At 59.7% G+C, this 25,918-nt stretch carries 21 protein-coding genes; 8 read left to right on the forward strand and 13 right to left on the reverse strand.

The genetic code is table 11. The annotated features are described in order from the left end of the window. Positions 1-67 precede the first annotated feature (67 nt). The 8 genes from ACIGHL_RS06730 to xthA all read right to left on the reverse strand — a co-directional run bounded on the left by ACIGHL_RS06730 (position 68) and on the right by xthA (position 9,062). Positions 68-1,171, reverse strand: coding sequence for an ABC transporter ATP-binding protein (locus tag ACIGHL_RS06730; RefSeq protein WP_128121359.1), 1,104 nt, complete (start codon positions 1,169-1,171; stop codon positions 68-70). 38 nt (positions 1,172-1,209) lie between these two features. Beyond that, a complete protein-coding gene (locus ACIGHL_RS06735; protein WP_216706840.1) occupies positions 1,210-2,043 on the reverse strand; it encodes a carbohydrate ABC transporter permease in 834 nt (277 codons plus the stop codon). Positions 2,044-2,053: 10 nt separating this feature from the next. Then, the gene (locus tag ACIGHL_RS06740) at positions 2,054-2,863 is read right to left on the reverse strand and encodes a carbohydrate ABC transporter permease (protein ID WP_499175971.1); all 810 of its coding nucleotides are present in this window, start codon (positions 2,861-2,863) and stop codon (positions 2,054-2,056) included. Positions 2,864-3,094: 231 nt separating this feature from the next. After that, positions 3,095-4,363, reverse strand: coding sequence for an ABC transporter substrate-binding protein (locus ACIGHL_RS06745; RefSeq protein WP_241509242.1), 1,269 nt, complete (start codon positions 4,361-4,363; stop codon positions 3,095-3,097). A 350-nt stretch (positions 4,364-4,713) separates the two neighbouring features. Continuing rightward, entirely contained in the window at positions 4,714-5,619 is a 906-nt protein-coding gene (locus tag ACIGHL_RS06750) for an AraC family transcriptional regulator (RefSeq protein ID WP_128121355.1), read from the reverse strand. Positions 5,620-5,687: 68 nt separating this feature from the next. Beyond that, entirely contained in the window at positions 5,688-6,623 is a 936-nt protein-coding gene (locus ACIGHL_RS06755; RefSeq protein ID WP_128121354.1) for a carbohydrate kinase family protein, read from the reverse strand. Between the two features lie 107 nt (positions 6,624-6,730). Next, complete coding sequence (locus tag ACIGHL_RS06760) at positions 6,731-8,101, reverse strand: substrate-binding domain-containing protein (RefSeq protein ID WP_128121353.1); 1,371 nt, start codon at positions 8,099-8,101, stop codon at positions 6,731-6,733. Positions 8,102-8,249: 148 nt separating this feature from the next. Next, positions 8,250-9,062 (reverse strand): exodeoxyribonuclease III, encoded by an 813-nt coding sequence (xthA, locus tag ACIGHL_RS06765; RefSeq protein WP_127840655.1) that lies wholly within the window; start codon positions 9,060-9,062, stop codon positions 8,250-8,252. A 145-nt stretch (positions 9,063-9,207) separates the two neighbouring features. On the opposite strand from xthA, the gene ACIGHL_RS06770 reads away from it, so the two are divergent. From ACIGHL_RS06770 to ACIGHL_RS06795, 6 genes are all read left to right on the forward strand, one after another. Then, positions 9,208-9,846 (forward strand): GNAT family N-acetyltransferase, encoded by a 639-nt coding sequence (locus ACIGHL_RS06770; RefSeq protein WP_045427659.1) that lies wholly within the window; start codon positions 9,208-9,210, stop codon positions 9,844-9,846. 149 nt (positions 9,847-9,995) lie between these two features. Further along, a complete protein-coding gene (locus ACIGHL_RS06775; RefSeq protein ID WP_413818156.1) occupies positions 9,996-11,717 on the forward strand; it encodes an autotransporter assembly complex protein TamA in 1,722 nt (573 codons plus the stop codon). A 53-nt stretch (positions 11,718-11,770) separates the two neighbouring features. After that, entirely contained in the window at positions 11,771-15,406 is a 3,636-nt protein-coding gene (locus ACIGHL_RS06780) for a translocation/assembly module TamB domain-containing protein (protein WP_128121351.1), read from the forward strand. Between the two features lie 398 nt (positions 15,407-15,804). Next, positions 15,805-17,157: an alanine/glycine:cation symporter family protein gene (locus tag ACIGHL_RS06785; protein WP_128121350.1), complete on the forward strand. Its 1,353-nt coding sequence runs from the start codon at positions 15,805-15,807 to the stop codon at positions 17,155-17,157. Between the two features lie 47 nt (positions 17,158-17,204). Further along, positions 17,205-17,705, forward strand: a complete 501-nt coding sequence (gene tpx, locus ACIGHL_RS06790; protein ID WP_128121349.1) for a thiol peroxidase — start codon at positions 17,205-17,207, stop codon at positions 17,703-17,705. A 301-nt stretch (positions 17,706-18,006) separates the two neighbouring features. Next, complete coding sequence (locus ACIGHL_RS06795) at positions 18,007-19,182, forward strand: NAD(P)-dependent oxidoreductase (protein WP_241509240.1); 1,176 nt, start codon at positions 18,007-18,009, stop codon at positions 19,180-19,182. Between the two features lie 170 nt (positions 19,183-19,352). Here the strand turns inward: ACIGHL_RS06795 and ACIGHL_RS06800 are convergent, their stop codons facing one another. The 5 genes from ACIGHL_RS06800 to ACIGHL_RS06820 all read right to left on the reverse strand — a co-directional run bounded on the left by ACIGHL_RS06800 (position 19,353) and on the right by ACIGHL_RS06820 (position 23,412). Next, positions 19,353-20,648 carry a TRAP transporter large permease gene (locus ACIGHL_RS06800; RefSeq protein ID WP_128121347.1) on the reverse strand — a complete coding sequence of 432 codons (1,296 nt, stop codon included), beginning with the start codon at positions 20,646-20,648 and terminating at the stop codon, positions 19,353-19,355. After that, entirely contained in the window at positions 20,638-21,114 is a 477-nt protein-coding gene (locus ACIGHL_RS06805; RefSeq protein WP_128121346.1) for a TRAP transporter small permease, read from the reverse strand. Before ACIGHL_RS06805 ends, ACIGHL_RS06800 begins: the two co-directional genes overlap by 11 nt. A gap of 48 nt (positions 21,115-21,162) precedes the next feature. After that, on the reverse strand, positions 21,163-22,158 hold the full coding sequence (locus tag ACIGHL_RS06810; RefSeq protein WP_216706839.1) for a DctP family TRAP transporter solute-binding subunit: 996 nt from the start codon (positions 22,156-22,158) through the stop codon (positions 21,163-21,165). Positions 22,159-22,444: 286 nt separating this feature from the next. Further along, complete coding sequence (locus ACIGHL_RS06815; protein ID WP_128121344.1) at positions 22,445-22,849, reverse strand: hypothetical protein; 405 nt, start codon at positions 22,847-22,849, stop codon at positions 22,445-22,447. 164 nt (positions 22,850-23,013) lie between these two features. Continuing rightward, positions 23,014-23,412 (reverse strand): DoxX family protein, encoded by a 399-nt coding sequence (locus ACIGHL_RS06820; protein WP_128121343.1) that lies wholly within the window; start codon positions 23,410-23,412, stop codon positions 23,014-23,016. Between the two features lie 407 nt (positions 23,413-23,819). Here ACIGHL_RS06820 and tig point away from each other — a divergent pair, with 407 nt between their 5' ends. Continuing rightward, a complete protein-coding gene (gene tig, locus ACIGHL_RS06825) occupies positions 23,820-25,130 on the forward strand; it encodes a trigger factor (protein ID WP_128121342.1) in 1,311 nt (436 codons plus the stop codon). 87 nt (positions 25,131-25,217) lie between these two features. Continuing rightward, positions 25,218-25,856, forward strand: coding sequence for an ATP-dependent Clp endopeptidase proteolytic subunit ClpP (clpP, locus tag ACIGHL_RS06830; RefSeq protein ID WP_216706838.1), 639 nt, complete (start codon positions 25,218-25,220; stop codon positions 25,854-25,856). The last annotated feature ends 62 nt before the right edge of the window (positions 25,857-25,918 follow it).

A 25,918-nucleotide genomic window follows, 5' to 3' on the forward strand; every position in this document is an offset into this window, starting at 1 on the left:
CCGGATCGCTGCCATTGCAGGCGCAGCGATCTGCCGGTAAGTGGAGGGCTGGGTAGCGGTGGACGGGTCAGGCCACCTGTTGCAAGGATTGGCCGACTGCCAGGCCGTTGCCGTCGAACAGATGGCAATGGGCAGCGTCCAGGCTCAGCCTCAGCGATTCGCCATAGCGCGGCGTGAAGTCGCCCCGGATGCGCATGGTCAACGGCTCGTTCGCCTGGGTGCTGACGTGGCAGTAAGTGTCGCTGCCCAGTCGTTCGCTGACGTCGGCTTTGACTTCCAGCTGGCAATTGCCGTCGGTGCTGCGGTTGAGGTGTTCGGGGCGAATCCCTAGCGTGACGGTATCGCCCACCGCGAGGGAAGGGCCGCTGCGAGGCAGATGAAGACGGCAACCAGCGTCCAGTTCCACTTCGCAACCGGTGGCCTCGACCTGACTGATGCGGCCCTGCATAAAGCCCATCTTGGGCGTGCCGAGAAAGCCGGCTACAAACAGGTTGGCGGGGTTGTGGTAGAGCTCCATGGGTGAACCCACCTGCTCGATGCGTCCACCATTGAGCACCACCACCTTGTCGGCCAGGGTCATGGCTTCGACCTGATCGTGGGTGACGTAGATCATTGTCGCCTGCAGCTCCTGATGAAGCCGCGACAGCTCCAGACGCATCTGCACGCGTAGTGCGGCATCGAGGTTCGACAGGGGCTCATCGAACAGGAAGACCTTGGGGTTGCGCACGATAGCGCGGCCAATGGCGACACGCTGGCGCTGGCCACCGGAGAGCTGGCGTGGCTTGCGCTCGAGCAGCGGCTCCAGTTCCAGGGTGCGGGCGGCTGCCTCGATCTTGCGCGCCACTTCCTGTTTGTCCGCGCCGGCCAGGTCCAGGGCGAAGGACATGTTCTTGCGCACCGTCATGTGCGGGTAAAGCGCGTAGGTCTGGAACACCATTGCCAGGTCGCGCTTTGCCGGGCTGACATCTGTGATGTCCCGCCCGTCCAGTTCGATTCTGCCGCCACTGACTTCTTCGAGACCAGCGATCAGTCGAAGCAGGGTCGACTTGCCGCAACCGGACGGCCCGACGAAGACCACGAATTCGCGATCGCGAATGTCCAGATCGATGCCCTTGATGATGTCGTTGCCGTCGAAGCTCTTCTTCAGGTTATGGACTTTAAGATCTGCCATGTTCGGAATCCTCTATTGTTCTTCTCAGCTCGGCGGCGTTATTTCACGGCGCCGAACGACAGGCCGCGGACCAGCTGCTTCTGGCTGATCCAGCCGAATATCAGAATGGGGGCGCAGGCGAGGGTGGAAACGGCCGAAAGCTTGGCCCAGAACAGGCCTTCCGGGCTGGAGTAGGAGGCGATCAGCGCAGTCAGCGGGGCAGCATTGGAGGACGTCAGGTTCAATGACCAGAAGGCTTCGTTCCAGCACAGGATCAACGACAGCAGCATGGTCGAGGCCAGCCCGCCCTTACTGATCGGCAACAGCACGCGAACCATCTCCTGCATCAGCGTGGCGCCGTCCATGCGCGCCGCTTCGAGAATGTCGCGCGGTATGTCCTTGAAGTAGGTGTAGATCATCCAGACGAGAATCGGCAGGTTGATCAGCGTGTAGATGATGATCAGCACCGTGCGGCTGTCGAGCAGGCCGAACTGCTTGGCCAACAGATAGATCGGCACCAGCACGCCCACGGGCGGCAGCATTTTGGTGGACAACATCCACAAAAGGGTGCCCTTGGTACGCTTGGTCTCGTAGAAGGCCATCGAATAGGCCGCCGGGATTGCGATCAGCATGCCCAGTGCAGTGGCGCCAAAGGAGATGGTCACCGAGTTCCAGGCGTACTTGAAGTAACCGCTGCGGTCCTGGATCTGCAGGTAGTTCTCCAGGGTCGGGGTGAAGATGAATTGCGGCGGTGTGGCGAAAGCGTCGATCTCGGTCTTCAGGCTGGTCATCAGCATCCAGAAGATCGGGAAGAACAGCAGCAGCGCCACGGCCCAGGCGAACAGCCCGACTACCAGGGTATTGAGGCGGCGACTTTGTTTGAGCGTCAGCATCGGTCTGTCCTCAGTATTTTTCGGTGAGATTCTTGCCGAGCATCCGCACCAGGATGATCGCCGCGATATTGGCGATGACCACCGCGATCAACCCGCCGGCCGATGCCATGCCGACGTCGAACTGCAGCAGCGCCTGGGTGTAGATCAGGTAGGCAAGATTGGTCGAGGCGTAGCCGGGACCACCGCTGGTAGTGGTGAAGATCTCGGCGAAGACCGATAGCAGGAAGATGGTTTCGATCATTACCACCACGGCGATCGGGCGTGCCAGGTGCGGCAGGGTCAGATGCCAGAAGATCGCGATAGGGCCTGCGCCGTCCAAACGTGCGGCTTCCTTCTGTTCTTGGTCGAGGGACTGCATGGCGGTCATCAGGATCAGGATCGCGAAGGGCAGCCATTGCCAGGACACGATGATGATGATCGAGAGCAGCGGATGCTGAGCCAGCCAGTCCACCGGTTGTGCACCAAAGAACTTCCAGACGGCCGCTAGGATTCCCGAGACGGGGTGGTAGATCAGGTTCTTCCAGACCAGCGCACTCACGGTCGGCATGATGAAGAACGGTGAGATCAACATCACGCGAACGATCCCGCGCCCGGTGAAATCTGCCGCCTCAAGCAGCGCGGAAATCAGAACGCCGAGGACGACGCTGATCAGCAATACGCTGCCAACCAGGATCAGCGTGTTGGTCATGCCAGGCATGAAGCCGGCGTCGGTCAGGAAGTAGTGAAAGTTTTCAAGCCCGACGAACCCGTTCTCGCCGGGATATAACAGGTTGTAGCGGATCACCGAGAAGTAGACGGTCATCGACAGCGGAACCAGCATCCACAGCAGCAACAGCGCAACGGACGGGCTGACGAGAAACCAACTGGGGCCGAACCGGCGCGGCTTGCGCTCGCTCGGCTCGCTTGCCGTATCGGTAACGGGCGCCTTGGGCAAGGCTGTTGAGGTGGTAGCCATGGCTGTGCTCCGGCTGAAAGAAGGCCATGAGGGCTCGGGCGAGCCCTGCCTGGTGTTCACCTTCGGTGAGGAAGGGACGTTGCCTGCTTGCGGTGCCTATTTGGGGTAGCCGGCGCGCTTCATTTCCCGCATGGTCGACTGCTGCACGGCGGTGAGCATCTGCTCGACCGGCATCTGTCCGGTGAGGGCGGCTGCGAACATCTTGCCGACCTGGGTGCCGATGGCCTGGAATTCGGGAATGGTCACCAGCTGGATGCCAACATAGGGCACAGGCTTGGCTGACGGTGAGGCGGGATCAGCCTGTTTCAGCGACTCCAGCGTGGTCTTCGCGAACGGCGCGGCGGCCATGTATTCATCGCTGTAGGTGGACTCGCGAGTGCCCGGCGGTACGTTAGCGACGCCGTCGGTCTCGGCAACCAGTTCGGCATAGTCCTGCGAGGTGGCCCAGGCTGCGAAGGTCTTGGCCGCTTCCTGCTTGTTCGAGCTAGCAGGAATGGCCAGCGCCCAGGAGTAGAGCCAGGCAGAGCCTTTATCGGTCGTTTCTTGAGGCGCGAAGGTGAAGCCGACTTTGTCCGCCACCTTGCTCTGGGAGTTATCGGTGACGAAGGAACCGGCTACGGTGGCATCGACCCACATGGCGCATTTGCCGCTATTGAACAGCGCCAGGTTTTCGTTGAAGCCGTTGCTGGAAGCACCAGGCGGGCCGTACTTGCTCAGCAGGTCCACGTAAAAGTTGGCTGCTTTGGTCCACTCGGGTCCGTTGAATTCCGGCTGCCATTTTTCATCGAACCAGCGCGCGCCGAAGGAATTGGCAACGGTGGTGACCAGCGCCATGTTCTCACCCCAACCGGCCTTGCCGCGCAGGCAGATGCCGTATTGCTCTTCGCTGGGCTTGTGCAGCTTCTCAGCAAATTCGGCCATCTGCGTCCAGGTCGGATGCTCCGGCATCTCCAGCCCGGCCTGCTCGAACAGGTCCTTGCGGTAGTAGGTCATCGAGCTTTCGGCATAGAACGGCAGCGCATACAGAGTGCCATCGACCGACAGGCCTTCACGCACCGAGGGGAAGACGTCATCGAGGTCGTAGTCATCAGGCAGATTAGTCATGGGGGCCAACCAGCCCTTATCGCCCCAGAGTGAAGCTTCGTACATGCCGATGGTGAGAACGTCGAATTGGCCGCCTTCGGTGGCGATGTCGGTGGTCAGGCGCTGGCGCAGAACATTTTCTTCGAGCACGACCCAGTTGAGGTCGATGTCGGGGTTTTGCTCTTCGAAGGCCTTGGAAAGACGCTGCATGCGGATCATGTCAGCGTTGTTGACGGTCGCAACGGTCAGCGTCTCGGCGACAGCCTGAGTCGCGCCGATCATGGCAAAACAGGTGGTTCCGATTAGCAACTTCGCAAATTTCATCGAGGGCTCCTCTTCCGCGGCCGGAGGGCGGAAGCACTTATTGTTTTTGTTGTGGCTCGCTTACTGCGGTACGAGCGGCTCGCGAGCATTACAACGCCGGGAGTGTCAGGCTCACAAAGCCCTGACTGCACATCATCTGGTACTTTTTTGCACCGTTACGGTTGATCGATGAGGTTGATTTGGTACCTGCGCAAGCGCTCGCTTAGTGTGGGCTAGCGCTCTGAAACCTCGGAGAAAAGCGGCGCGACCGGCCTGTAACCGTTCATGACGGCGGGAGAGCCTCATGTGACACGCAGCGACGAAGCGTATCAGCTGGCGAGGTTCTGCTCGGTCAACCGCTGCTCAACCAGACGGCGGTAGCAGGAGGGGGTCATGCCCTTGAGCTGCTGAAAGCGACGATTGAAATTGGACAGGTTATTGAAGCCTGACTCAAAGCAGACGTCGGTGACCGGCTTGTCGTTGTCCAGCAGCAGCTCGCAGGACTTGCTGATGCGCAGGCTGTTGACGAACTCGACATAACAGCGCCCAGTGGCGCGTTTGAAAAAGCGTGAAAAATAGGTGGGCTTCATGCCCAGGTGACTCGCGACTTCTTCGAGCGGCAGTTCGCGCATGTAATGGTCGAAGATGTAGTTGACCGCCATGTTGGTGCGGTCGGCGTGGTGCTCATCTCCCAGCTGCGACGAGGTGGCGCCGGAGAGCAGCTGGTAGTCGTCGCAGCTGGCCAGCAGCTCTAGCATGATCAGGAAATAGCCGAGGCGGGTGGCCCCGCCGCTGCCGGCGACCCGATGCATCAGCCTGCTGGCCTCGGCAATGGTCTGCGGACAGCGGTACTCGATCCCATAGCGTGAACGCTCGAGCATCGGCGTCAAACTGCGCAGTTCGGAAAACACGTTGTGGCCCGCTTCGAACAGTTCGTCAGTGAAATTGACAAGCATGTCGCGCTTGGCGACCACTTCACCCTCATCGACCTGGCTGATCCAGTTGTGTGGCAGATTCGGGCCTGTCAGGAACAGGCTGTTGGGACCGAAATTGCCGACATAATCCCCAACGAAGACCTTGCCCGAACTGGCGACGATCAAATGCAGTTCGTATTCCTTGTGGTTGTGCCAGCGCACCAGCGGGCACGGAAAACCATGCTCACGGTAGATCAGCGAGTTGCCGTGGTGATCGTCCATCAGTTCGTAGGATGGGTCGGAGATCTTTAACGCTTTCATGCCCGGTTCCGTCGTCCTTATTGTTGTCCCCTTGGGGTTATAGACGTTCGCGCTGTTATGGCCAACCGTCAGACAATTTCGTATCGGTAGGGCAGGTCCGGGCCGCGACGGGAACAGGTGATTGCCGCTGCCTGAACGGCAAACGCCAGCATGGCTTGCAACTGGTCGCGCTGAATCTGAGCCAGGGCTGCGGCTGTATCCAGCTTGTGTTCGTGCAGGTAGCTGAGCAGCGCGGCCTGGAAGGTATCGCCAGCACCAACCGTATCGCGCACGTTCACAGGTTTTGCCTCTACATAAAACTCGCCCTGGCGGCGGCTGAACAACTGTGCGCCTTCTCTGCCTCGGGTCAACACCACCAGTTCGCAGCCTCCTTGCAACCAGCGCCGGGCAATGGATTCGGGGGTTTCGCCGGGATAAAGCAGCGCCAGATCCTCATCGCTGACCTTGAGGAGATGCGCAAGCGCTGCGATCGCCTCGACACGCTCGCGCCAGCGGGCCAGGTCCGGTTCGACGTTTAGGCGGATGTTGGGATCGAAGGAAATGAGCCGGCGCTCGCTTTCGCGGCGGACCAGCGACAGCAGGGTGTCGGCGATCGGGGCGGTGACGATGGAGTAGGAGCCGACGTGAATGCCGCGGATCTCATCGCAGAGCGTGGCGAGATGCTCGGCGCGTGGAAGTCGATCGGCACAGCCTTCGCCGCGAAAGCTGTAGACGGGTGAGCCGTTGGCACCCAGGGCGACCATCGCCAATGTGGTGGGTGCATCGAAGTCGATCAGATAGCGCGTATCGACTCCTTCGTCCTCGAGCACTTGCCGCAATTGCTGCCCCAAATGGTCTCGGGACATGCCCGTGAACAAAGCCGACGGCGTGCCGAGGCGGGAGAGGCCGACCGCTACGTTAAAGGGCGAGCCGCCAGCCACCGCGTCGAGACTCAAGCGATTGCGCGGGATGCCCCCGGGCGCTACGAAAACGTCGAACAGGGCTTCGCCACAAACCAGATACATGATCATTTCCGCTGCTGGAAATCGTTTGAGCTTAATCGTGCCCGTCGCGACGTAACAGTACGCCGCAGGCTATCGGCCGATACGTTTTTGCACAGGTCCGCCGTCGCTCAGTACACCCATACCTCGACACGGCGGTTCTTTACGCGACCGCTGTGCGTATTCGATGCTACTGGAAGTTCGTCGCCTAAGCCGTTGATTTCTCTGACGAGTATGCCGCCACGGGCGAGCTCTCTACGTACCGCCATGGCGCGAAGTTTGGAGAGCAAAGCGGTACGCGCCGGGTCGCCCCGAGCGTCTCCGAATCCAACCAGGACCGCCGCGCTCATCGTTTTGTTGGTGCTCTGCAGGTACTCGATCAGCCGCTCGACGTCACGTTGCGCCTTGTTGTCCAAGCGCGCGCTACCTTCATCGAAGCGGAAGTTAACCGTCAGACGCTGCGCCTGGCTGGCGAGGTTTTGGTACGGCTGCGACATGCCAGGCGATGGAGTGAGGGTGATCGCGTTGATGGCTTGCCCGATGTAGCCCGACTTGGTGACGATGGCTTGGCCAGCAGCACTGTGCACGAAGCCTAGAAAGGTTTGGGTCCACTCCGACTGCTGAGCCGGGTTCGCATAGAAAAACAACCGCCGCGACAATGGATAGTCCTCGGTCGCCACCAGTGCTGTGCTGGGTAGCATGGGCTGTGAATCACCGTCTGCTATTGCCAGTGCGCGGGCTTTACCCACCGATGCGAGGCCGACGAAACCGATCGCGCCGGGGCGACCACTGACGATCTGTGAGAGTTGGTCATTGGATTCATAGCGGGCGGCATCGGCGGCCAATGTCTTCCCCTGCGCTCCGAGCACCAGCTCCTTGAAAGTGTCGAAGGTGCCGGACTGGTCATCCCGCGCGTGCAGCTCCACAGGTATGTCTTTGCCGCCGAGCGCTTTCCAGTTGTGGATTTCACCGGCAAACAGGTTGGCGACCTGCTCAACGCTGAGTGAGGAGACTGGGTTGTCGGGGCTGACGATGATTGCCAGTCCGTCGATCGCAATCACCTGCTCGGCTGCTGCGCTGCGCAAGTCGCCGAGGGCGGAGAGACTTGCATACTCGCTGTCCTTGATGGGGCGCGAAGCAGCCGCGAGATCAGAGGAGCCGTCTTTAAGCCCGGCGAAACCGGTGCCGGTGCCGTGTGCTGCAACAAGGGCATGAACCGCTCGGCCAGAGCTGTCGATGGCACTGATGCGCTGTTCGTTCTCCTTGCCGGCCGGGCTGATTCGCACCGAATTCAGGCCCTGCGCCTCGAAGAGGCCGGCCAGCAGCATCGGTGCGAGCTTCGCACCGACCGTGTTTGAACCCTGAATACGCAGGACCGGACTGTTGTTGACGGGGGTAGCCAATGGCTCGCCTAGCACGAGCGGGCTGGCGCAAAGTAGGCCGAAGGCCCACAGGCGCAGCGCCCGTTTTCCCTTGCCGCGTACGGACGCTGAACCTGTCATGCGATGACTCTCCCTTTCAAAGAAGCGGGGAGATTAAGACGCTTTGCTTACCGTTATGTGACAGTCGGCCGCGGCGGGTCGGGGTTGTCGATCAGATCGCAAAACTATGTGTAGGCTCGCCCAACCTGCGGAATCAGCAGCATGATGATCAGCGCAGTGCGATCCACACGGGGCAGTGGTCCGAGGGTTTTTCCATGCTGCGGATGTCATAGTCGACACCGCAATCTGTGACGCGCTCATGTAGACCTGCAGTGGTCAGGATCAGGTCGATGCGCAGCCCTCGGCGTGGGTCATCTTCGAATCCGCGGCTGCGGTAATCGAACCAGCTGAAGCGATCGACGACTTCGGGGTTGAGCGTACGGAAGCTGTCTTGCAATCCCCAGTTCTTCAGGCGAGCCAACCACTCGCGTTCTTCCGGCAGAAAGCTGCATTTGCCGGTGCGCAGCCAGCGCTTGGCGTTCACCTCCCCAATGCCGATGTCACAGTCTTCCGGCGAGATGTTGAAGTCTCCCATCACGGCCACGGACTGCTCCGGGGTAAAGCGCTCTTCGAGCAGCGCCTGAAGATCTGCGTAGAACTTGGTTTTGGCGGGAAACTTGGTGGGATGAATGCGGCTTTCGCCTTGTGGGAAATAACCGTTCATGACGGTAACCGGCTCGCCGTTGGCATCGGCAAAGCGGCCCCAGATGAAACGCTTCTGCGATTCTTCGCCGTCGCCGGGAAAGCCTTTGTGGATCTCAAGTGGAGCCTGTCGGGATAACAGCGCGACGCCGTAGTGCCCTTTTTGGCCGTGAAAATGAACGTGATAGCCAAGGGCTTCGATTTCGGCTTGAGGAAACTGCTCGTCCGCAACTTTGGTTTCCTGCAGACCGATCACGTCGGGCTGATGCTTCTCAATAATGGCAGAAAGCTGATGAGGTCTAGCTCTTAAGCCATTGATATTGAAAGAAACAAGCTTCATCGGCAGCGACTCCGGCAAAACGGCGATTCTACTGGTATGGCGGCGCTACGGCGAGCCGTAATCATCAATCAGGTTCTCGTCCGGCAGGACTCCGATACGGGTGCTAACGTGAAACAAGCTCCGAGGACATAACAAGAGAACCGCCATGCCGATGACTGCAGAAGTACGAATGCTCGACAGTGGTTACGCCAGGGAAATACGCTCGCTTCTGTACAACGCTTACCGACACGAACCGACCTTCGCCTATCTGTTCGAAGCTGATCGCCCCGGCTACGAGCAGCGTGTCCGCGCAACCGTCCGCGAGCTGGTCAATCAGCACCTGCTGCAGGATCAGCCCGCGCTGGGGCTGTTGCTCGATGATCGGCTGATCGCTGCCGCGCTGATTGCGCCACCGCAGCGTCGGCTGGACATTACCGAAAGCTGGGCCTGGCGAATGCGCATGCTGCTCACAGCGGGCTTCCGCTGCACGCGGCGTTACCTTGATTACCACGCCGCGGTGCTGGGTTGTCTGCCGCCGGGCTCCTATCATGTATTGCCGCTGATGGCGGTTCATCCCAAGTGCCAGGGGCAACACTATGGCGAACAGCTGCTTGAAGCGCTGCATAACTGGTGTGCTGCGGACTCGGCATCGGAAGGCCTGGTGATCGACACTGGCAACCCGCGCTACCTGCACTTTTATGAACGTCAGGGCTACCAGGACATTGGGCAAGTGGCGATCGGCCCGGTCGTTGAGCATGTGTTCTTCCATCCGGCGCCGCGACAGGTCGAATCATCTACTGCATAGAGCGAATTTTGCGCCGGGGCGACAGTCGTACTGATGTTGTCCAAAGAAGTGCTCCCATGCTCTCGTCTGACGCTGTAAATGCCGAGCTACACGCATCGACACTTCGCCAAAGCCCAGTGCGCACCGTGCTAGCATCCTTGGCCATGCCTATCCGTCTCCTTCGCCGTGTCGTTCCGACAGGCCTCATGTTGTGCTGTGCATCAGCGGTGTACGCAGCTGAACTCGACGTCAAGCTCACGCCATCAAACGATGCGCTGCGGGAAAACGTCGAGAACTACATCGGCGAGCTTGGCGATCGCAACGAAGACGAACTGCTGCGCTACAGTCGTATCGCCCAGGAGCAGGCGAACAAAGCCCTCCAGGCGTTGGGCTATTACCACGCTGAAATCGAAACCAGGGTCACCGATGGGGAAAATCCCCAGTTAGCGCTGCGAATCAACCCCGGCGAGCCGGTTCGTCTGCGAGATATCAAGGTGCAGGTCAACGGACCGGCCGCCGAACTGCAGGCGTTTAGGGTGCCGCGCAACACCTTGAAACCAGGCGCTGTGCTCAATCACGGGCAGTACGAAGCGGTCAAACAACGGATTCTCAACCAGGCCTCGCGTTATGGGTTTTTCGACGGACGTTTCGAGCGCCAACGTCTGGAGATCAACCCCGACACGAATGCCGCCGACGTCGAGTTGGCCTTCAACAGCGGGCCGCGCTATCTGCTCGGCGATGTTGGGTTCGAGGGTGACTCGCCGTTTGACCCGGATCTGCTGACGCGCATGGTGCCTTTCGAACCCGGCACGCCGTATGACTCGGAGCTGATTGCCGAGCTCAACCAGGCGATGCAGTCCAGCGGCTATTTTGAAGGTGTGCGAGTCGATGCCAATCCGGCCAACGCCAACCAACAGCGCATTCCCGTCGCGGTGCAGTTGACCACGCGAGAGCCGCGCACGCTCGGACTTGGCTTGGGCTATTCGACCGACGTCGGTCCGCGCATACGCTTCGATTTCACCCGTCATTGGGTCAACCCGCAGGGCCACAGCTACGGCATCGAGTCCGAACTGTCCGCGCCGCGGCAGAACGTCGGCTTCTTCTATGACGTGCCGCTGGACCCACCTTTGACCGACAAACTGCGCTATGCGGCTGGCTATCAATACGAAGAGCTGAGCGACAAAGACAGCCTGAGTCGACTGCTGACGGTTGGCCCCGAGTGGCACCGCAGGTTGCCCAGCGGTTGGCAGCGCGTTTGGGCATTGAAGTGGCGCCATGAGCAGTACGAGCTGGGCGATGATTCGGGGGTCAGCACCTTGCTGATGCCTGGTGTGGCCTACAGCTTTCTGCGCAGCGACAACCGCCTCGATCCCAGTCATGGCTATCGTTTGAGGTTCGAACTGGGCGCGGCGAAGGAAGGCGTGTTCTCGGACGCTGATCTGGTGCATGCCAACGCGACGGTCAAGGGCCTGACCACGCTGGGCGCTCGGCATCGCTTTCTCGGGCGGGTGGAAGTGGGCGGCAACTGGACGGACGAATACACCAACGTGCCGCCATCGCTGCGCTATTTCGCCGGTGGTGATCAAAGCGTGCGGGGCTACGACTACCAGAGTCTGTCACCGACCAACTCCGATGGCGACCGAATCGGTGGGCGTTACCAGCTCGCGGTCAGCGCCGAGTACCAGTATTCGCTGACCGAGAAATGGCGCCTGGCGACCTTTGTCGACCAGGGTAATTCGTTCAACTCGTTAGAGCTGCCGAGCCTCAAAAGCAGCGTAGGTGTCGGCGTGCGCTGGGTCTCGCCGGTTGGGCCGATTCGCGTGGATCTGGCTCATCCGCTGGATGGGGAAGGTGGCGTTCGGTTGCATTTTTCCATGGGGCCGGAGCTTTGAGGCGTAGCGCGAAGATAGTCAGCTGGGTACTGCTGTTTCCGTTGGCCCTGCTCATGGCCATCGTTCTGGCGGTTGGCCTGCTGGTCGGTACCGAAGCCGGTAGTCGTTGGGTGTTGGGCAAAGTCCCTGGGCTGCAGCTCGAAGCATTCAGCGGGCGTCTAGGCGGCCGTTGGCAGGCGGACGGTCTGGTCTGGGAACAAGATAGTCGCCGGGTCGAAGTGGCGTCGCCGCAGATGAGCTGGTCGCCCAGTTGCTTGCTGCGTAAGACCCTTTGCATTGAAGAGCTGGTCACTGGCGATATCGATCTGCAGTTTCCACCTGCTGACGAAGAAGAGACAGCAAGCGAGCCCTTCAAATTACCTGAGTTTGATCTGCCGCTTGAGCTGCGCATCGAGCGCGTCGACATCGGTGCGGTCAATCTCAACGGCGTTCAACAATTGCAGGGGGCCGAACTGCAGGCAGACTGGGACGAGCAGGGGCTCGCCATCAGGTCTTTGAAGGTTCGCCGTGATGACGTTGTGCTCGAACTTGCGGGCCGCCTGCTGACCAGAGCCGACTGGCCGCTGGCGCTGGGGGGGACTGTGGCGATCCGCTCGCCAAACGCGCAGCCCTGGGCATTGAAGTTCGAGGTTGATGGCGAGCTGCGCGAACATTTGATGGTCGACGTACAAAGTCAGGGCTACCTGGACGCCAAACTCAGCGGCTGGGTGCGCCCGCTTGAACCGGACGTACCAGCAAATCTGCTGTTGGCGTTGGAGGATTTCAAGGCCGCACCAGAGCTGCCAGATGCCTTGCGTCTGGAGGCGCTGGAGCTGACCGTCAAAGGCAATATGGAACAGGGCTACCGCCTGGACGGTAACGGGAGCCTGCAAGGCGAGGGCGGTGCGGTGGCTGTTGCACTGAACGGCCTGGTGGACAAGGTGCACGCAGAGATCGAGGCCTTTAGCCTGGATGCGGGCGAGCAGCAGGGCGTCGACTTGAGCGGTGCCGTTAGCTGGCAGGACGGTCTGGATGCAGAAGCCCAGTTGGCTTGGCGTAATTTCCCATGGCGCCGCCTCTATCCCGATATTGAGGAACCACCTGTTGCGCTGCAAACCCTCGATGCGCAGATCCAGTATGACGACGGTAACTACCTCGGGAATTTCAATGCTGCGCTGACAGGCCCTTCCGGTGATTTCACGCTGCAGAGCCCTGTCAGCGGCAACCTTGAAGTGGTGCACCTGCCGCAGCTGGAACTGCGCGCTGGACAGGGCTGGGCCGAAGGGAACCTCAGCGTCGGGTTCGCGGACGGCCTCGATTGGACGACTCGGCTTGATCTAAGCGAATTCGATCCGTCTTATTGGGTCGCGGAGCTGCCAGGGCAGATCGGCGGCACGTTGAGCAGTAGCGGAGCCTTGCGAAACGAAAATCTGCAGGCTGAAGCCGCTCTCGACTTGAATGGTACGTTGCGCAAACAGCCGCTCAAGCTTCAGCTACAGGCGAGCGGCGAAAACGCCACCTGGAACCTGCCGACGGTCGATCTGCGTCTTGGCGACAACCGCATCCAGGGCAGCGGCCGCTGGGCTGAAACGCTCCAGGCGAACCTGGCGCTCGATCTCTCGCGTCTGGGCCAGCTTTGGCCTGACCTGAGTGGCAGACTGACGGGTAATCTCGACCTTGCAGGCACGCCAGACGCACCTCAGGGAAAGCTGGCGCTGAGCGGCGCTGATGTTGCGTTCCAGAATAATCGAATCCAGCGCTTGCAACTTGCCGCCAGTCTCTTGGAGGGCGAGCGCGGCCAGCTCAGCCTGGACGCAACAGGCTTACAGGCCGGAGCGACCGAAGTGGGTCAGTTGCAACTGAGCGCCGAAGGCACGCAAACCGACCACCAGGCGAGCCTGCTGCTGCAAGGGCCATTGCTCAACTTGTCGTTGGCGTTGACCGGTGGGCTCGAAGGTGGCGATTGGCGGGGCCGGTTGGTAGAAGCCGAACTGGATGCCCAGGGGCAGCAGTGGGCCTTGCGGGACCCAGCGATCCTGCAGCGCCTGGAGAACGGCCGGATTACGTTCGGCGCGCACTGCTGGCTCTCAGGGCAAGCCACGCTGTGTGCCGACGATCAGCGGCTGCAACCTGACCCACAGTTGCGCTACCGCCTGCGCGACTTTCCGCTCGAGTCGCTTGCCGCATACCTGCCGGACAATCTGATCTGGCAGGGCGAAGTCAATGCGGATCTAGCGCTGGATCTGCCGAGCGCGGGTCCAAGCGGGTCTATCCGTGTCGACGCCGGCCCTGGCATGTTGCGCATGCGCGATGGTGAGCAGTGGCTCGACTTCCCGTACCAGACCTTGTTGTTGACTAGTCAGCTGGCCCCGAAACAGGTCGATAGCAGGCTACGATTCGAGGGAGGCGATCTTGGCGATCTGGATGTCCGACTGCAGGTAGACCCCAGTGGTGAGGTCAAGCCAATCTCTGGCAATTTCCAGCTAAGCAACTTCGATCTGTCTGTTATCAAGCCTTTTATTGCGCAGGTCAAACGACTCGACGGACAACTGAACGGCAATGGCCAGATCTCGGGCACGCTGCAACAGCCGCAGATCAACGGAGCGCTGAGGCTTACTGAAGGCGAGATTGCGGGCGCCGAGCTGCCGGTCAGCTTCGAGCAGCTGCAGGTCACGGCCATCATCGACGGCGAGCGGGTTCGTGTCGACGGTGACTGGCGCAGCGGCGAGCAGGGCCAGGGGCAGATTGCGGGAACGATCGATTGGGCACAGGCGCTGGACCTCGATCTGCGAATCAGCGGCAGTCAGTTGCCTGTGATAGTCGAGCCTTATGCTGAGCTCGAAATTGCGCCCGATCTACGCATTCAGTTGGCTGACGAGCAGCTGGCCGTAAGCGGGAAGCTTCGTGTGCCACGCGGCGAAATTACCGTCCGCGAGCTGCCGCCCTCGACAGTGAAGGTGTCTGAGGATGCGGTCATCGTGGGCGCCGAAGCGGAAGAGAACAAGCCACCCTTGGCCATTCGCATGGATGTCGACGTTGAAGTTGGGCAGGACAGGCTGCGCTTTTCCGGCTTCGGTCTAACGGCGGATCTTGCCGGCTACCTGCACATAGGCGACGACTTCGATGCGCGTGGTGAACTCAGTCTCAACAAGGGCCGTTACCGCGCTTACGGCCAGCGCCTGACGATCCGTCGCGCGCGATTGTTGTTCACGGGTGTGCTGTCGCAACCCTACCTGGATATCGAAGCCATTCGGCGTATCGAAGACGAGAATGTCATTGCTGGCCTGCGTATTACCGGCAGTGCAGAGCAGCCACGCGTCGATGTATTTGCCGAACCCGCCATGAGTCAGGAGCAGGCATTGTCCTACCTGGTGCTTGGCCGGCCCCTTGGCGCCGAGACGGGCGACAGCAATCTGCTGGCCCAAGCGGCCATTGGACTCGGCTTGGCCGGCAGCGCGTCGATTACCGGCAACGTCGCGCAACGCCTGGGTATCGAGGATTTTCAGCTGGACACCGAAGGCAGCGGTGCAGACACCAGCGTAGTCGCGAGCGGGAAGCTAACGGATCGGCTGACCTTACGTTATGGCGTTGGGGTGTTCGAGCCCGCCAATACGGTTGCGTTGCGCTATCAGCTGACCAAGCGGATTTTCCTCGAAGCGGCCAGCGGGCTCGCCAGTTCATTGGACGTCTTTTACAGGCGCGATTTCTGATCATTCCCCCCAAATAAAGCCGCGGATCGACTGGCATTGGCGCCGCGCTAGGCTACGATCAAAGGCTTCCGTATGCGGCAACCTGGCGCGGATTCGCAGGCTGACTAACCGGTCGCTAGTTCGTCCCGCTCATACGCTGCAGATCCCACACAAAGGGTGTGGCGCCAAGGGCTTAAGGTGGTGGTAGGATCGCTCGGTCGCTCCTTGCATGGCGGCTGATGCGAGGCTCTAGCACGAGTCTTGCAGGTTGTCGGTAACGCTCCGGACATTGAAGTCGGAGTATTACCGGGTCGTTCGGGCAGCAGTTGAAGTCGCGTACTCCACGCGCCGTTCAGTGTTCGTACCGACTCGGCCCGCTCGGGCAAGGATGTCTAACATAATCAATAAGGGTGCCTTGAATGGAATTCCTGCAAAACCTGGTTAATAGCGTCAACGGTCTCGTCTGGGGGCCGCCCATGCTGGTGCTGATTCTCGGTACCGGTCTTTTCCTTATGGTCATGCTCAAGTTCATGCCGCTGGTGCGTATAGGTACTGGTTTCGCACTGATCTGGCGCGGACGTACAAAAGGCGACGACGACACAGGGGAAATCAGCCCGTTTCAAGCGCTGATGACGTGTCTGGCCGCAACCGTGGGCACCGGCAACATTGCCGGTGTCGCCACCGCAATTTTTCTCGGCGGACCTGGCGCGTTGTTCTGGATGTGGTGCACGGCGCTGGTGGGAATGGCGACCAAGTACTGCGAGGTCGTGCTGGCTGTGCATTACCGGGAAAAGGATGACCGCGGCGAGCATGTCGGCGGACCGATGTACGCCATCAAGAACGGCTTGCACAAGCGCTGGTTATGGCTGGGGGGCGCCTTTGCCATCTTTGGCGGCTTGGCTGGGTTCGGTATCGGCAACATGGTGCAGGTCAACAGCATGGCGTTGGCGCTGGAAGCCACGTTCTCAGTACCGCTGTGGGTCACCGGTCTGGTCACCATGCTGTTCGTTGGGCTGGTCATTCTTGGCGGCATCAAGCGCATCGGTGCGGTAGCCGCCGCGTTGGTGCCGTTCATGTGCGTAGCCTATGTCATCGCCGGCATCGTGGTGCTGGTGGTGCATGCTGCTGAGCTGCCGGCTGCGTTCGACTTGATCTTCACGCACGCCTTCTCGCCAATCGCTGCGACCGGCGGCTTTGCCGGGGCGGCTGTGATGGCTGCGATTCGCTTCGGTGTGGCGCGTGGCATCTTCTCCAACGAAGCGGGGCTGGGTACTGCAGGTATCGCGCAGGCCGCCGGCACCACTAAAAGCTCGGTACGCTCGGGTCTTATCGGCATGATGGGGACCTTTATCGACACCATCATCATTTGCTCGATCACCGGTCTGGCGATCATCTGCTCCGGTGTCTGGACCGGCGGCGAGAGCGGTGCGGCGCTGTCTGCAGCAGCCTTCGAATCGGCAATGCCCGGTGTTGGTGCGGCGTTGTTAACCATTGCACTGGTGGTGTTCGCGTTCACCACGATCCTGGGCTGGAGCTATTTCGGCGAAAAGTGCTGGGAGTTCTTGGTCGGTACCAAGGCGATCTGGCCGTTCCGGGTCATCTGGGTCCTGGCTGTTCCGTTCGGTGCAATCGCTCAACTCGATTTCGCCTGGCTGTTGGCAGACACCCTGAATGGGCTGATGGCCATTCCTAACCTCGTCGCGCTGCTGCTGCTGAGCCCGGTGGTGGTCAAGTTGACCAAGGAATACTTTGCCCGCACACACGCCGCCTAAAACCCGGGCCGCGGGTACGCCCGCGGCCCATGACTGAGAGGATCCACATGACTGAAGTAACCCTGAAAGGCAATCCGATCCAGGTTGCCGGCAACTTTCCGCAGGCTGGCCAGAAGGCGGCGCCGTTCAGCCTGGTAGGCGGAGATCTGTCCGACGTGACGCTTGCGAGCTTCGCGGGTAAGCGAAAGATCTTGAACATCTTCCCAAGCATCGATACGCCGACCTGTGCCACCTCGGTGCGCAAGTTCAATGCACAGGCCAACGAACTGGCTAATACAGTGGTGCTGTGTATCTCTGCCGATTTGCCTTTTGCGCAGAAGCGCTTCTGCGGCTCTGAAGGCTTGGATAACGTCATTAACCTATCCACCATGCGTGGGCGCGAGTTCCTCGAGAACTACGGCGTATTGATCGCAAGCGGCCCGCTTGCTGGTGTGTCGGCTCGCGCTGTCGTCGTGTTGGATGAACAGGACCGGGTGCTTCACAGCGAGCTGGTTGCCGAGGTCGGTTCGGAGCCGGACTACGACGCTGCGATTGCGGCGCTTAAATAGCTCTGCCAATAGGAAGCGGTGCAACGCCGCTTCCTTTGCCTTTGAAATCTGACGACAAAAATACACCCCAGCCGCGCCTCTTCTCTGCCATTAATCAATTGGCTGAATAACCCTGCTGACGCTTAGCTTCAGTATGTGGTTTTCCAAACGCAGCCGTGCCAGGCAACGGCGACAGGCGCTGATTTGCAGCACCGTAAAATCTTTTTCTGTCGCTGCGGTCAGAGCATTCGTTGCCTATTGAATGGATTCGCTTATGTCTAGCTCGCACATCAAGAAGAAGATCGGTGTATCCGGCACAGGGATGATCGCGCACTGCTTCATCCGGCTGATCAAGCAGCACTATCACGATCTGGAAATCTCGCGAGTACTGACTCGCCGTCCGTTGAATTCCTTCACTGATTTTCCGCTGTCTGAACGCCTTACCAATTCGATCGACCATCTGATCGCTGATGCTGACCTGATCGTCGAGTGCAGCGGTGATGTCTTTCATGGCACCGAGGTCATCGAGCGTGCGTTCGAGGCTGGCTTGCCGGTTGTGACAATCAATGCTGAGCTTCAGGTCACCACGGGTTCGTACTTGGCTGGCAAGGGCTTCCTTACCGAGGCCGAGGGCGACCAGCCGGGGTCATTAGCGGCACTTCATGAAGAAGCCTTGATGATGGGCTTCAAACCGTTGGTCTACGGCAACATGAAAGGCTACCTGAACCACGATCCCTCGGTTGAAGACATGCGGTACTGGGCAAAGCGCCAAGGCATAAGCGTAGACCAGACCACTTCGTTCACCGACGGCACCAAAGTGCAGATCGAACAGGCAATTGTCGGCAATGGCCTGGGCGCAACGATCACCAAGCAGGGGCTGGAAGGCCTGGCTTCGACCAATTTGACGGAATCGGGCAACCTGCTAGGCATGATGGCCGAGCGGCTGGGGCAACCCTTTGTGGATTATCTGATTCCTTCCGGTTATCCCGCAGGCGGTGTTTTTTTGGTCTGTCGCCATGATGACGATCAGCGGGCTGCCATCGAGTATTTCAAGCTCGGCCCTGGCCCTTATTACACTTTGGTGCGCCCGTTCCATCTCTGTTCGCTGGAAGTCGGTAAAACCGTGCGCCGAGTGCTCAGTGGTGGTGATGTGCTGCTGAACAACTCCGTGACACCGACTCTGGGGGTGGGCGCAATTGCCAAGCGAGCCATGCGCCCAGGTGAGCTGATCGAGCGAGGCATCGGCGGATTCCAGTTTCGCGGCGAGGCTCTGAAGCTCGACCAGCACCCGGATCATGTCCCGATTGGCCTGTTGCGCAAGACGGCATTGAGGAGGGCGGTCGAGCCGGGTCAACTCATTACCTTCGATGACGTCGACATCCTGCCCAGCCGTGCACTGGACATCGTCATGCAGCAGCGCGCCGCATCTGCGGCAAGCGCTCTGCAGAAACCGTCGGCGGACCATGGGCGCGCCGCTTTGGCGGTGATGGGCAGCTGACAGCTGACCCGTACTGAGCGAAAGCCAGTCGACTGTTTTTTCTGTTAGTTCAAGCGTTCGGAGCACCACCCTATTTCAAGTGTTGAGAACGGCCGATCTCGGTGACCGGGATCGGCCGTTTTTGCAGCCGTTCCGACGACTGACTCGTTAGGGTGGGAGCTCCAGCTCAACTAGACCGCATAGCCAAGCATTCTAGGCAGCCACAGGGCGATTTCCGGAAAAACCGCCACTAGGATTAGTGCGCTGCCCATCACCAGAACGAACAGCAAGGCCCAACCAACCGTTTGCTCCAAGCGAATCTTGGCGACTTCCGCCGTCACCATAAGATTAATCGCGACCGGTGGGGTGAATTGGCCGATGGCAATGTTCATCGCCAGCAAAATACCAAACCACACCGGGTTCCAGCCGAAGTGCTGCATCACAGGAATCAGGATCGGCATCAGGATCAGGTAGATGGAAATTGCATCCAGCAGCATGCCGGCCAGCAACACTGCGACCATCACCAGGATTAGCAGTACCGCTCCGCTATCTGACAGCGAAATCAGCCATTCGGCGAGGTGGCGGAAGGTGCCGAGCATCGTGCCAGCCCAGGCGAAGATGCCCGCCAGCGCGATAATCAGCATCACTACGCCAGAGATTACCGCTGCCTCGCCACAGAGCCGCCAGAGGTTGCGCCAGTCCAGTTCGCGCGTAACGAACAAGCCGATGACCACGCCATAGGTCACGCCGGCAACCGCTGCCTCGGTCGGCGTGAACAGGCCGCTACGAAGGCCGCCCAGAATCAGTACAGGGGCGAAGAGCGCTGGCAATGCTTGGCGGAAACTGTCAGCCAGCGGTGGACGTTCAGCACCTTCTGGATTCTCCCAACCGTAGCGGCGCGCCAACAGCCAGGCAGGTAGCAGCAACACAAGGCCTGCAAGTATTCCGGGGAAAAGTCCGGCTGCAAACAAGGCCCTCAGGTCGACGCCGGGAACCACGATGGAATAGAGGATCAGCGCAATGGAAGGCGGAATCAGGATCGCTGTCGAGGCGGATGCGGCTATCAGCGTGGCTGAGAATGGCTTGGGGTAGCCGGCACGGGTCATGCTCGGCAACATCACCATGGCCACCGCGGCAGCATCGGCGGGCCCGGAGCCGCTCATGCCACCCATGATCAGGCAGACCAGGATGGCGACCATCGCCAGGCCGCCGTGGCGCGGGCCGATCAGGGCCTGGGCGAAGCGCACCAGACGTAGCGCCACGCCGGATTTCTCGAACACCAGGCCGGTGAGGATGAACAGCGGAATGGCAATCAGGGGGTATTTGGCTACGCCGTTGTAGGTGTTGGTGCCGAGCGTGGCGAGCATGTCCGGTGATAGGCCAGCAAGGATGCCAATGGCGCCGGAGAGCGCCAGGGAAAACGCAACCGGTACGCCAATCAGCAGAAACACTAAAAAGCTAGCGAGCATCCAGAGATCAGGGCTCATCGGCGAGCCTCCCGCGCAGCCTGTCAATCGTCATCTGGGTCAGGCGTATAAGCATCATCAGCGCCAGCAGTGGCAGCCAGACCACATACCACCAGTTCGGCAGCCCCAGGCCGGGAGACTCGGACTCCCACTGGTATTCCTCCAGCGCGAACTGCCCGCCGTACCAGAGGACCATGCCGAGCACCAATACGCTGGCCAGCCACTGCACCAGGATCAGTGGCGTACGCAGGCGCGGAAACATCCGCTCCGCAAAGCCTATGCGGATGTGGCGGTTACTACGCATGGCCACCGAGGCGCCGGCGAAGGTGAGAATCACAAGAAGAAAAACGGAAAATTCTTCAGTAAAGGCGAAGGAGGCATCGGTGAAATAGCGCACCACCACGTTGGCCAGGCTGATCAGGCTGATGATCACCAGCGCTAGGGTAGCCAGCACGCGCTCAAGGCGCGCGTCCTGTCGATTGTTCATGGGTTTCCTCGAATCCCGACGGCATCGCGCCGTCGGGGAGAACGGTTTTTACTTTGCTATGGCCGTGCGGGCTGCTTCGACCAGATCGGCGCCGATTTTAGATGTCCACTTCTCTTGCACGCTGCGAGTCGCATCGACGAACGCTTGATGCTCGGCCTCGCTCAGTTCGGTGACTTCGACGCCCCGAGCGCGGATGTCTTCCAAACGCTTGGCTTCGGCGTTGCGCGATAGCTCGATTTCCCACTTGCCAGCGTCGATGGCGGCCTGGCGCAGCAGCTCGCGGTCGGCTTGCGGCAGCTCTCTCCAGACACGCTGGTTGACCGCGAAGATCAACGGGTCGGCCATGTAATGCCAGAGCGTTAGGTACTTCTGCCCAACCTGATCGACCCGCGCCACGTCGAACACCGACAGCGGGTTTTCCTGGCCATCAACTGCGCCGGTGGTGAGCGCCGGTTTGGCATCGGCCCAGCTCATCTGCGTCGGGTTGGCGCCCAGGGCGGTGAAGGTGTCTTGAAAAAGCGGCGAACCGACTACGCGAATCTTCAACCCCTTCAGGTCGGCGGGCGTCTTCACAGGCTTGACCGAGTTGGAAATCTCGCGAAATCCGTTCTCACCCCACGCGAGCGGGACAATGCCTCGTTTCTCGATAGCAGCGAACGTCTGCTTGCCAGCCTGACCCTGAGTGATGGCGTCGAGATCGGCGCTGTCGGCCATTAAAAAGGGCAGGGAAAATAGGTTCAGCTCTGGTACTTGTGGTGACCAGTTAATGGTCGAGCCGACAGCCATGTCGATCAAGCCGGAGCGCATGGCGGAAAATTCCTTGGTCTGGTCGCCGGCAACCAATTGCGCGTTGGGGTATACGCGCAGAGTTATCTCGCCATTCGAGCGCTCCTCGACCAGGTCTGCCCACTTCTGGGCGGCTTGCCCCCAGGGGAAGGCGTCGGAAAGCACAGTGGAAACGGAATACTCACGAGCCGAAGCGGCACAAGTGACAGAAAGCGCAGCAGCGGCAGCCAGCGCGGTCAAGCAGCGGGTCAGTTTCATGGGGCGTCCTTGTTCGGATCGGAATTTTTATTGGCGAACGGCCGGCACTGAGCATAGTGCTCGGCTCAACGATGGCTGGTAAACCATCGACACGCGCGGGTTGCGCGAAAGACGCGGTAGGCTGCGTGCGGATAGAAGCAGCGAGACTCGCAAGGCGTCACAGGTGCCGCCGGCCTTGTGGGCAGGTGGCATACCGGCCGGATTCGACTGGTCGTACAACTATCGCAGATGGCAACAGTGAGTGCCATTGCGGATAGCTCATCTTTCGTCGGAGTGCGATCGCTAGTCAGGCATCGCGCAAAAGGTCGTGCGCGTTGAGCAGGCTGAAGGCGATTTCAGGGCGCTTTTCCAGGCCGCGGCGGATCGCAGCCGGAATGGATTGCCGGGTTTTGCGACACAAGCCAGGCAGCTCGGACATATCGATGCGAATGCCGCGCATGCTGCGCACTTCGTTGATGCCCGGCGCAATACGCAGGCGAATCCCCAGTTGTTCGTAGATTCGTTGCTGCATGCGCTCAAGGTCAGCCAGGTTTTCAATGTTTTCCAGGCGCGCTAGCAGACGATTCTCCTCCTGGCGGGTCAGCCGCAGGATGCGCAGGTCGGCTTTGCTTGGGTCTTCCAGCAACTGCTCGCGCCCGCAGATGCAGGCGGCAGGCGGGCAGGGTTGGCGGATCGGCACGGACGCGGTCATGGGCTGATAATAGCTACGATCATGTAATTGCTGCGCCGACGAAGCGATCGGGGACCATGTAAGCTTTGATAAGGGCGAAGCGTGTCAGTGTTTGCAGGGGGCTTATGCCTCTAGCGATAGACGTCCGATTCTTGTCGCCGAAGCTGGCTATCGATACACACTCATTAGTTGTAACGCCCTGCAATGCCCCCAACGCTGAATTTGCCTGCGCCAAGCAGGGCTATCGCAATCGCGCCAAACAAAAACATGCCTTGCAGCTCGAGCGCCCAGCCACCCATTTGGCCGAGCGAGAACAGCTCTTGCATGTGGGCGAGTAGAAACGCGACGAGCATGTTGCCCGCTATGAGCAATGCGCCAATCCGGGTAAACACACCCAGAATGACCAGGGCTGGTCCGACTACCTCGCCTATATAAACGCCATAAGCCAAAAACGTGGGTAGGCCATGATTACCGAGCATGCCGGCAATACCGTCGACTCCGTTTTGCAACTTGAAGATGCCATGCAGGAGAATCAGTACACCCACCGAAACCCTTAACACAAGTTTACCCAGATCATCGGTCATGGTTCGTTTCATCCTTCGCTCAGGGTCGGTCGTAGCGCTACTCAAAAGATAGACCACTGAGAGGGTGGATGCTCCGGCAAGTTCCTAAGAACATGGCGTCCTAAACAGGCCCCGTTGCTCAGCTCGTTACAGCTACGCAGGCACGTCAGTGGATGCGGCGTGCATGGCGGATCGTCCGCAGTGCCGCCGTGTGCGTTTGAGATCAGATCAATCTCCGATCAGCCACTGCAATTTTGCGTACAGCTGCCGGCGCTCAGGTTGCGTTCCGGTGGCCGCAACTGAACCACTCGCTGCTGTGTTTGGTTGCGGCCTGATAGGCAGGGTGACTTCTCTGGTACGAGCCACTAGAATGCTTGCCCATTCTGGGGCCGGAACGCCGGCTTATGTCTGTGCAACGAGGAAAATCCATGCAAGTTTCTGTTGAAAGCACCTCCGCTCTTGAGCGCCGCATGACCATCGGCGTGCCGGTCGAGCGCATCGAGACCGAAGTCAACAAGCGTCTGCAACAGACCGCCAGTCGTGCAAAGATTCCAGGCTTCCGTCCCGGCAAGGTGCCGATGAGCGTCATTCGTCAGCGTTACGAAGCGGCTGCCCGCCAGGAAGCATTAGGCGACCTGATTCAAGCGACCTTCTATGAAGCTGTCGTTGCCGAAAAGCTGAACCCCGCCGGCGCGCCGGCGGTCGAGCCTAAGGTGTTCGAAAAGGGTAAGGATCTCGAGTACGTAGCCACATTCGAAGTGTTCCCAGAATTCAAGGTGGCTGGTCTGGATGCCATCGAAGTCGAGCGTCTGCAGGCCGAAGTGGCGGATTCTGATGTCGACAACATGCTTGAGATCCTTCGAAAGCAGAACACACGCTTCGAAAAGGTTGACCGTGCTGCAGAAGACGGCGATCAGCTGAACATCGATTTTGTTGGCAAAATCGATGGCGAGGCCTTCGCTGGCGGGTCCGCTCAGGGCACGCAGCTGGTCTTGGGTTCCGGTCGCATGATTCCCGGCTTTGAGTCTGCACTCGTTGGTGCCAAGGCTGGTGAAGAGCGGGTTATTAACCCGACATTCCCTGAGGACTATCAGAACCTCGACCTGGCAGGCAAAACGGCTGAGTTCACTGTTACCGTGAACGGCGTAGAAGCCCCGCAACTACCAGAGCTGAATGATGAGTTCTTCGCCCAGTTCGGCGTGCAGGAAGGTGGTCTGGAAGGCTTCCGTGCGGAAGTTAAAAAGAACATGGAGCGCGAGCTGCGCCAGGCCATCAAGACCAAGGTCAAGAACCAGGTTATGGACGGTCTGGTTAGCGCCAACCCGATCGAAGTGCCGAAGGCCCTGATCGATAACGAAGTGAACCGTCTGCGCGTTCAGGCTGTTCAACAGTTCGGCGGTAATATCAAGCCTGATCAGCTGCCTGCTGAGTTGTTCGAGGAGCAGGCCAAACGTCGTGTTGTGCTGGGTCTGATCGTTGCCGAAGTGGTCAAGCAGTACGAGCTCAAGCCTGATGATGCGCGCGTTCGCGAGCTGATCGAGGAAATGGCCTCTGCCTACCAAGAGCCGGAACAGGTCGTGTCCTGGTACTACAAGAACGACGAGCAATTGAACGAAGTCCGGTCTGTTGTGCTCGAAGAGCAAGTTGTAGATACTGTCCTGCAGCAGGCTAAAGTGACCGACAAATCGGTCTCCTACGAAGAAGCAGTGAAGCCTGCGGAAGCCCCGCAAGCTGCCTGAGTTCCTTCAATCGTTTAATGCACATTCATAAGCCAGCCTTGAGCTGGCTTATGTCTTTGCGGCGTAACATAGGGAGTATCGTTGGACATGTCCGGCAATCCGTTTATGCAAGCACCAGACATTCAGGCCGCTGGCGGCCTCGTGCCGATGGTCATCGAGCAGTCCGCTCGTGGCGAGCGGGCGTATGACATTTATTCCCGTCTCCTTAAGGAGCGGGTGATTTTCATGGTTGGCCAGGTTGAAGACTATATGGCCAACCTGATTGTCGCGCAGATGCTGTTCCTTGAGGCGGAAAACCCTGAGAAGGACATTCACCTGTATATCAATTCCCCTGGTGGGTCGGTGACTGCTGGTATGGCTATCTACGACACCATGCAGTTTATCAAGGCTGACGTTTCTACTACTTGTATCGGTCAAGCGTGCAGCATGGGTGCGTTCCTTCTCGCTGGCGGGGCCAAAGGCAAGCGTTTCTGTCTGCCAAATGCCCGAGTGATGATCCACCAGCCATTGGGTGGTTTTCAGGGGCAGGCGTCGGATATCGATATTCATGCCCGCGAAATCCTCTTCATTCGCGAGAGGCTGAACCAGTTGCTGGCCCACCATACCGGCCAGGATTTGGAAACGATCGAGCGCGACACCAATCGTGACTACTTCATGAGTGCTACGCGAGCGCTGGAATATGGCGTTGTCGATGCAGTTCATGATAAGCGGCAGCTGCCGGTCTAACGCTGGTCTAGGAGGGCGTAGTTAGCGGGCATCCGTCATGTGCGCTTTGCGCGCCCTTGAAA

The sequence above is a fragment of the Pseudomonas sp. NPDC077451 genome, assembly GCF_044543345.1.
In the GTDB taxonomy this organism is placed as follows: domain Bacteria; phylum Pseudomonadota; class Gammaproteobacteria; order Pseudomonadales; family Pseudomonadaceae; genus Stutzerimonas.

Excerpts from the sequence above, each read along its gene's own strand:
- ACIGHL_RS06815 (WP_128121344.1), bottom strand. The coding sequence starts at position 22,849 with ATGACCGCGTCCGTGCCGATCCGCCAACCCTGCCCGCCTGCCGCCTGC.
- tig (WP_128121342.1), top strand. The coding sequence starts at position 23,820 with ATGCAAGTTTCTGTTGAAAGCACCTCCGCTCTTGAGCGCCGCATGACC.
- ACIGHL_RS06760 (WP_128121353.1), bottom strand. The coding sequence starts at position 8,101 with ATGACAGGTTCAGCGTCCGTACGCGGCAAGGGAAAACGGGCGCTGCGC.
- ACIGHL_RS06745 (WP_241509242.1), bottom strand. The coding sequence starts at position 4,363 with ATGATCGGCGCGACTCAGGCTGTCGCCGAGACGCTGACCGTTGCGACC.
- ACIGHL_RS06755 (WP_128121354.1), bottom strand. The coding sequence starts at position 6,623 with ATGTATCTGGTTTGTGGCGAAGCCCTGTTCGACGTTTTCGTAGCGCCC.
- clpP (WP_216706838.1), top strand. The coding sequence starts at position 25,218 with ATGTCCGGCAATCCGTTTATGCAAGCACCAGACATTCAGGCCGCTGGC.
- ACIGHL_RS06730 (WP_128121359.1), bottom strand. The coding sequence starts at position 1,171 with ATGGCAGATCTTAAAGTCCATAACCTGAAGAAGAGCTTCGACGGCAAC.
- ACIGHL_RS06805 (WP_128121346.1), bottom strand. The coding sequence starts at position 21,114 with ATGAACAATCGACAGGACGCGCGCCTTGAGCGCGTGCTGGCTACCCTA.
- tpx (WP_128121349.1), top strand. The coding sequence starts at position 17,205 with ATGACTGAAGTAACCCTGAAAGGCAATCCGATCCAGGTTGCCGGCAAC.
- ACIGHL_RS06770 (WP_045427659.1), top strand. The coding sequence starts at position 9,208 with ATGCCGATGACTGCAGAAGTACGAATGCTCGACAGTGGTTACGCCAGG.
- ACIGHL_RS06740 (WP_499175971.1), bottom strand. The coding sequence starts at position 2,863 with ATGCTGGTTCCGCTGTCGATGACCGTCTACTTCTCGGTGATCCGCTAC.
- ACIGHL_RS06785 (WP_128121350.1), top strand. The coding sequence starts at position 15,805 with ATGGAATTCCTGCAAAACCTGGTTAATAGCGTCAACGGTCTCGTCTGG.
- ACIGHL_RS06820 (WP_128121343.1), bottom strand. The coding sequence starts at position 23,412 with ATGACCGATGATCTGGGTAAACTTGTGTTAAGGGTTTCGGTGGGTGTA.
- xthA (WP_127840655.1), bottom strand. The coding sequence starts at position 9,062 with ATGAAGCTTGTTTCTTTCAATATCAATGGCTTAAGAGCTAGACCTCAT.
- ACIGHL_RS06810 (WP_216706839.1), bottom strand. The coding sequence starts at position 22,158 with ATGAAACTGACCCGCTGCTTGACCGCGCTGGCTGCCGCTGCTGCGCTT.
- ACIGHL_RS06750 (WP_128121355.1), bottom strand. The coding sequence starts at position 5,619 with ATGAAAGCGTTAAAGATCTCCGACCCATCCTACGAACTGATGGACGAT.
- ACIGHL_RS06735 (WP_216706840.1), bottom strand. The coding sequence starts at position 2,043 with ATGCTGACGCTCAAACAAAGTCGCCGCCTCAATACCCTGGTAGTCGGG.
- ACIGHL_RS06795 (WP_241509240.1), top strand. The coding sequence starts at position 18,007 with ATGATCGCGCACTGCTTCATCCGGCTGATCAAGCAGCACTATCACGAT.
- ACIGHL_RS06780 (WP_128121351.1), top strand. The coding sequence starts at position 11,771 with ATGGCCATCGTTCTGGCGGTTGGCCTGCTGGTCGGTACCGAAGCCGGT.
- ACIGHL_RS06800 (WP_128121347.1), bottom strand. The coding sequence starts at position 20,648 with ATGAGCCCTGATCTCTGGATGCTCGCTAGCTTTTTAGTGTTTCTGCTG.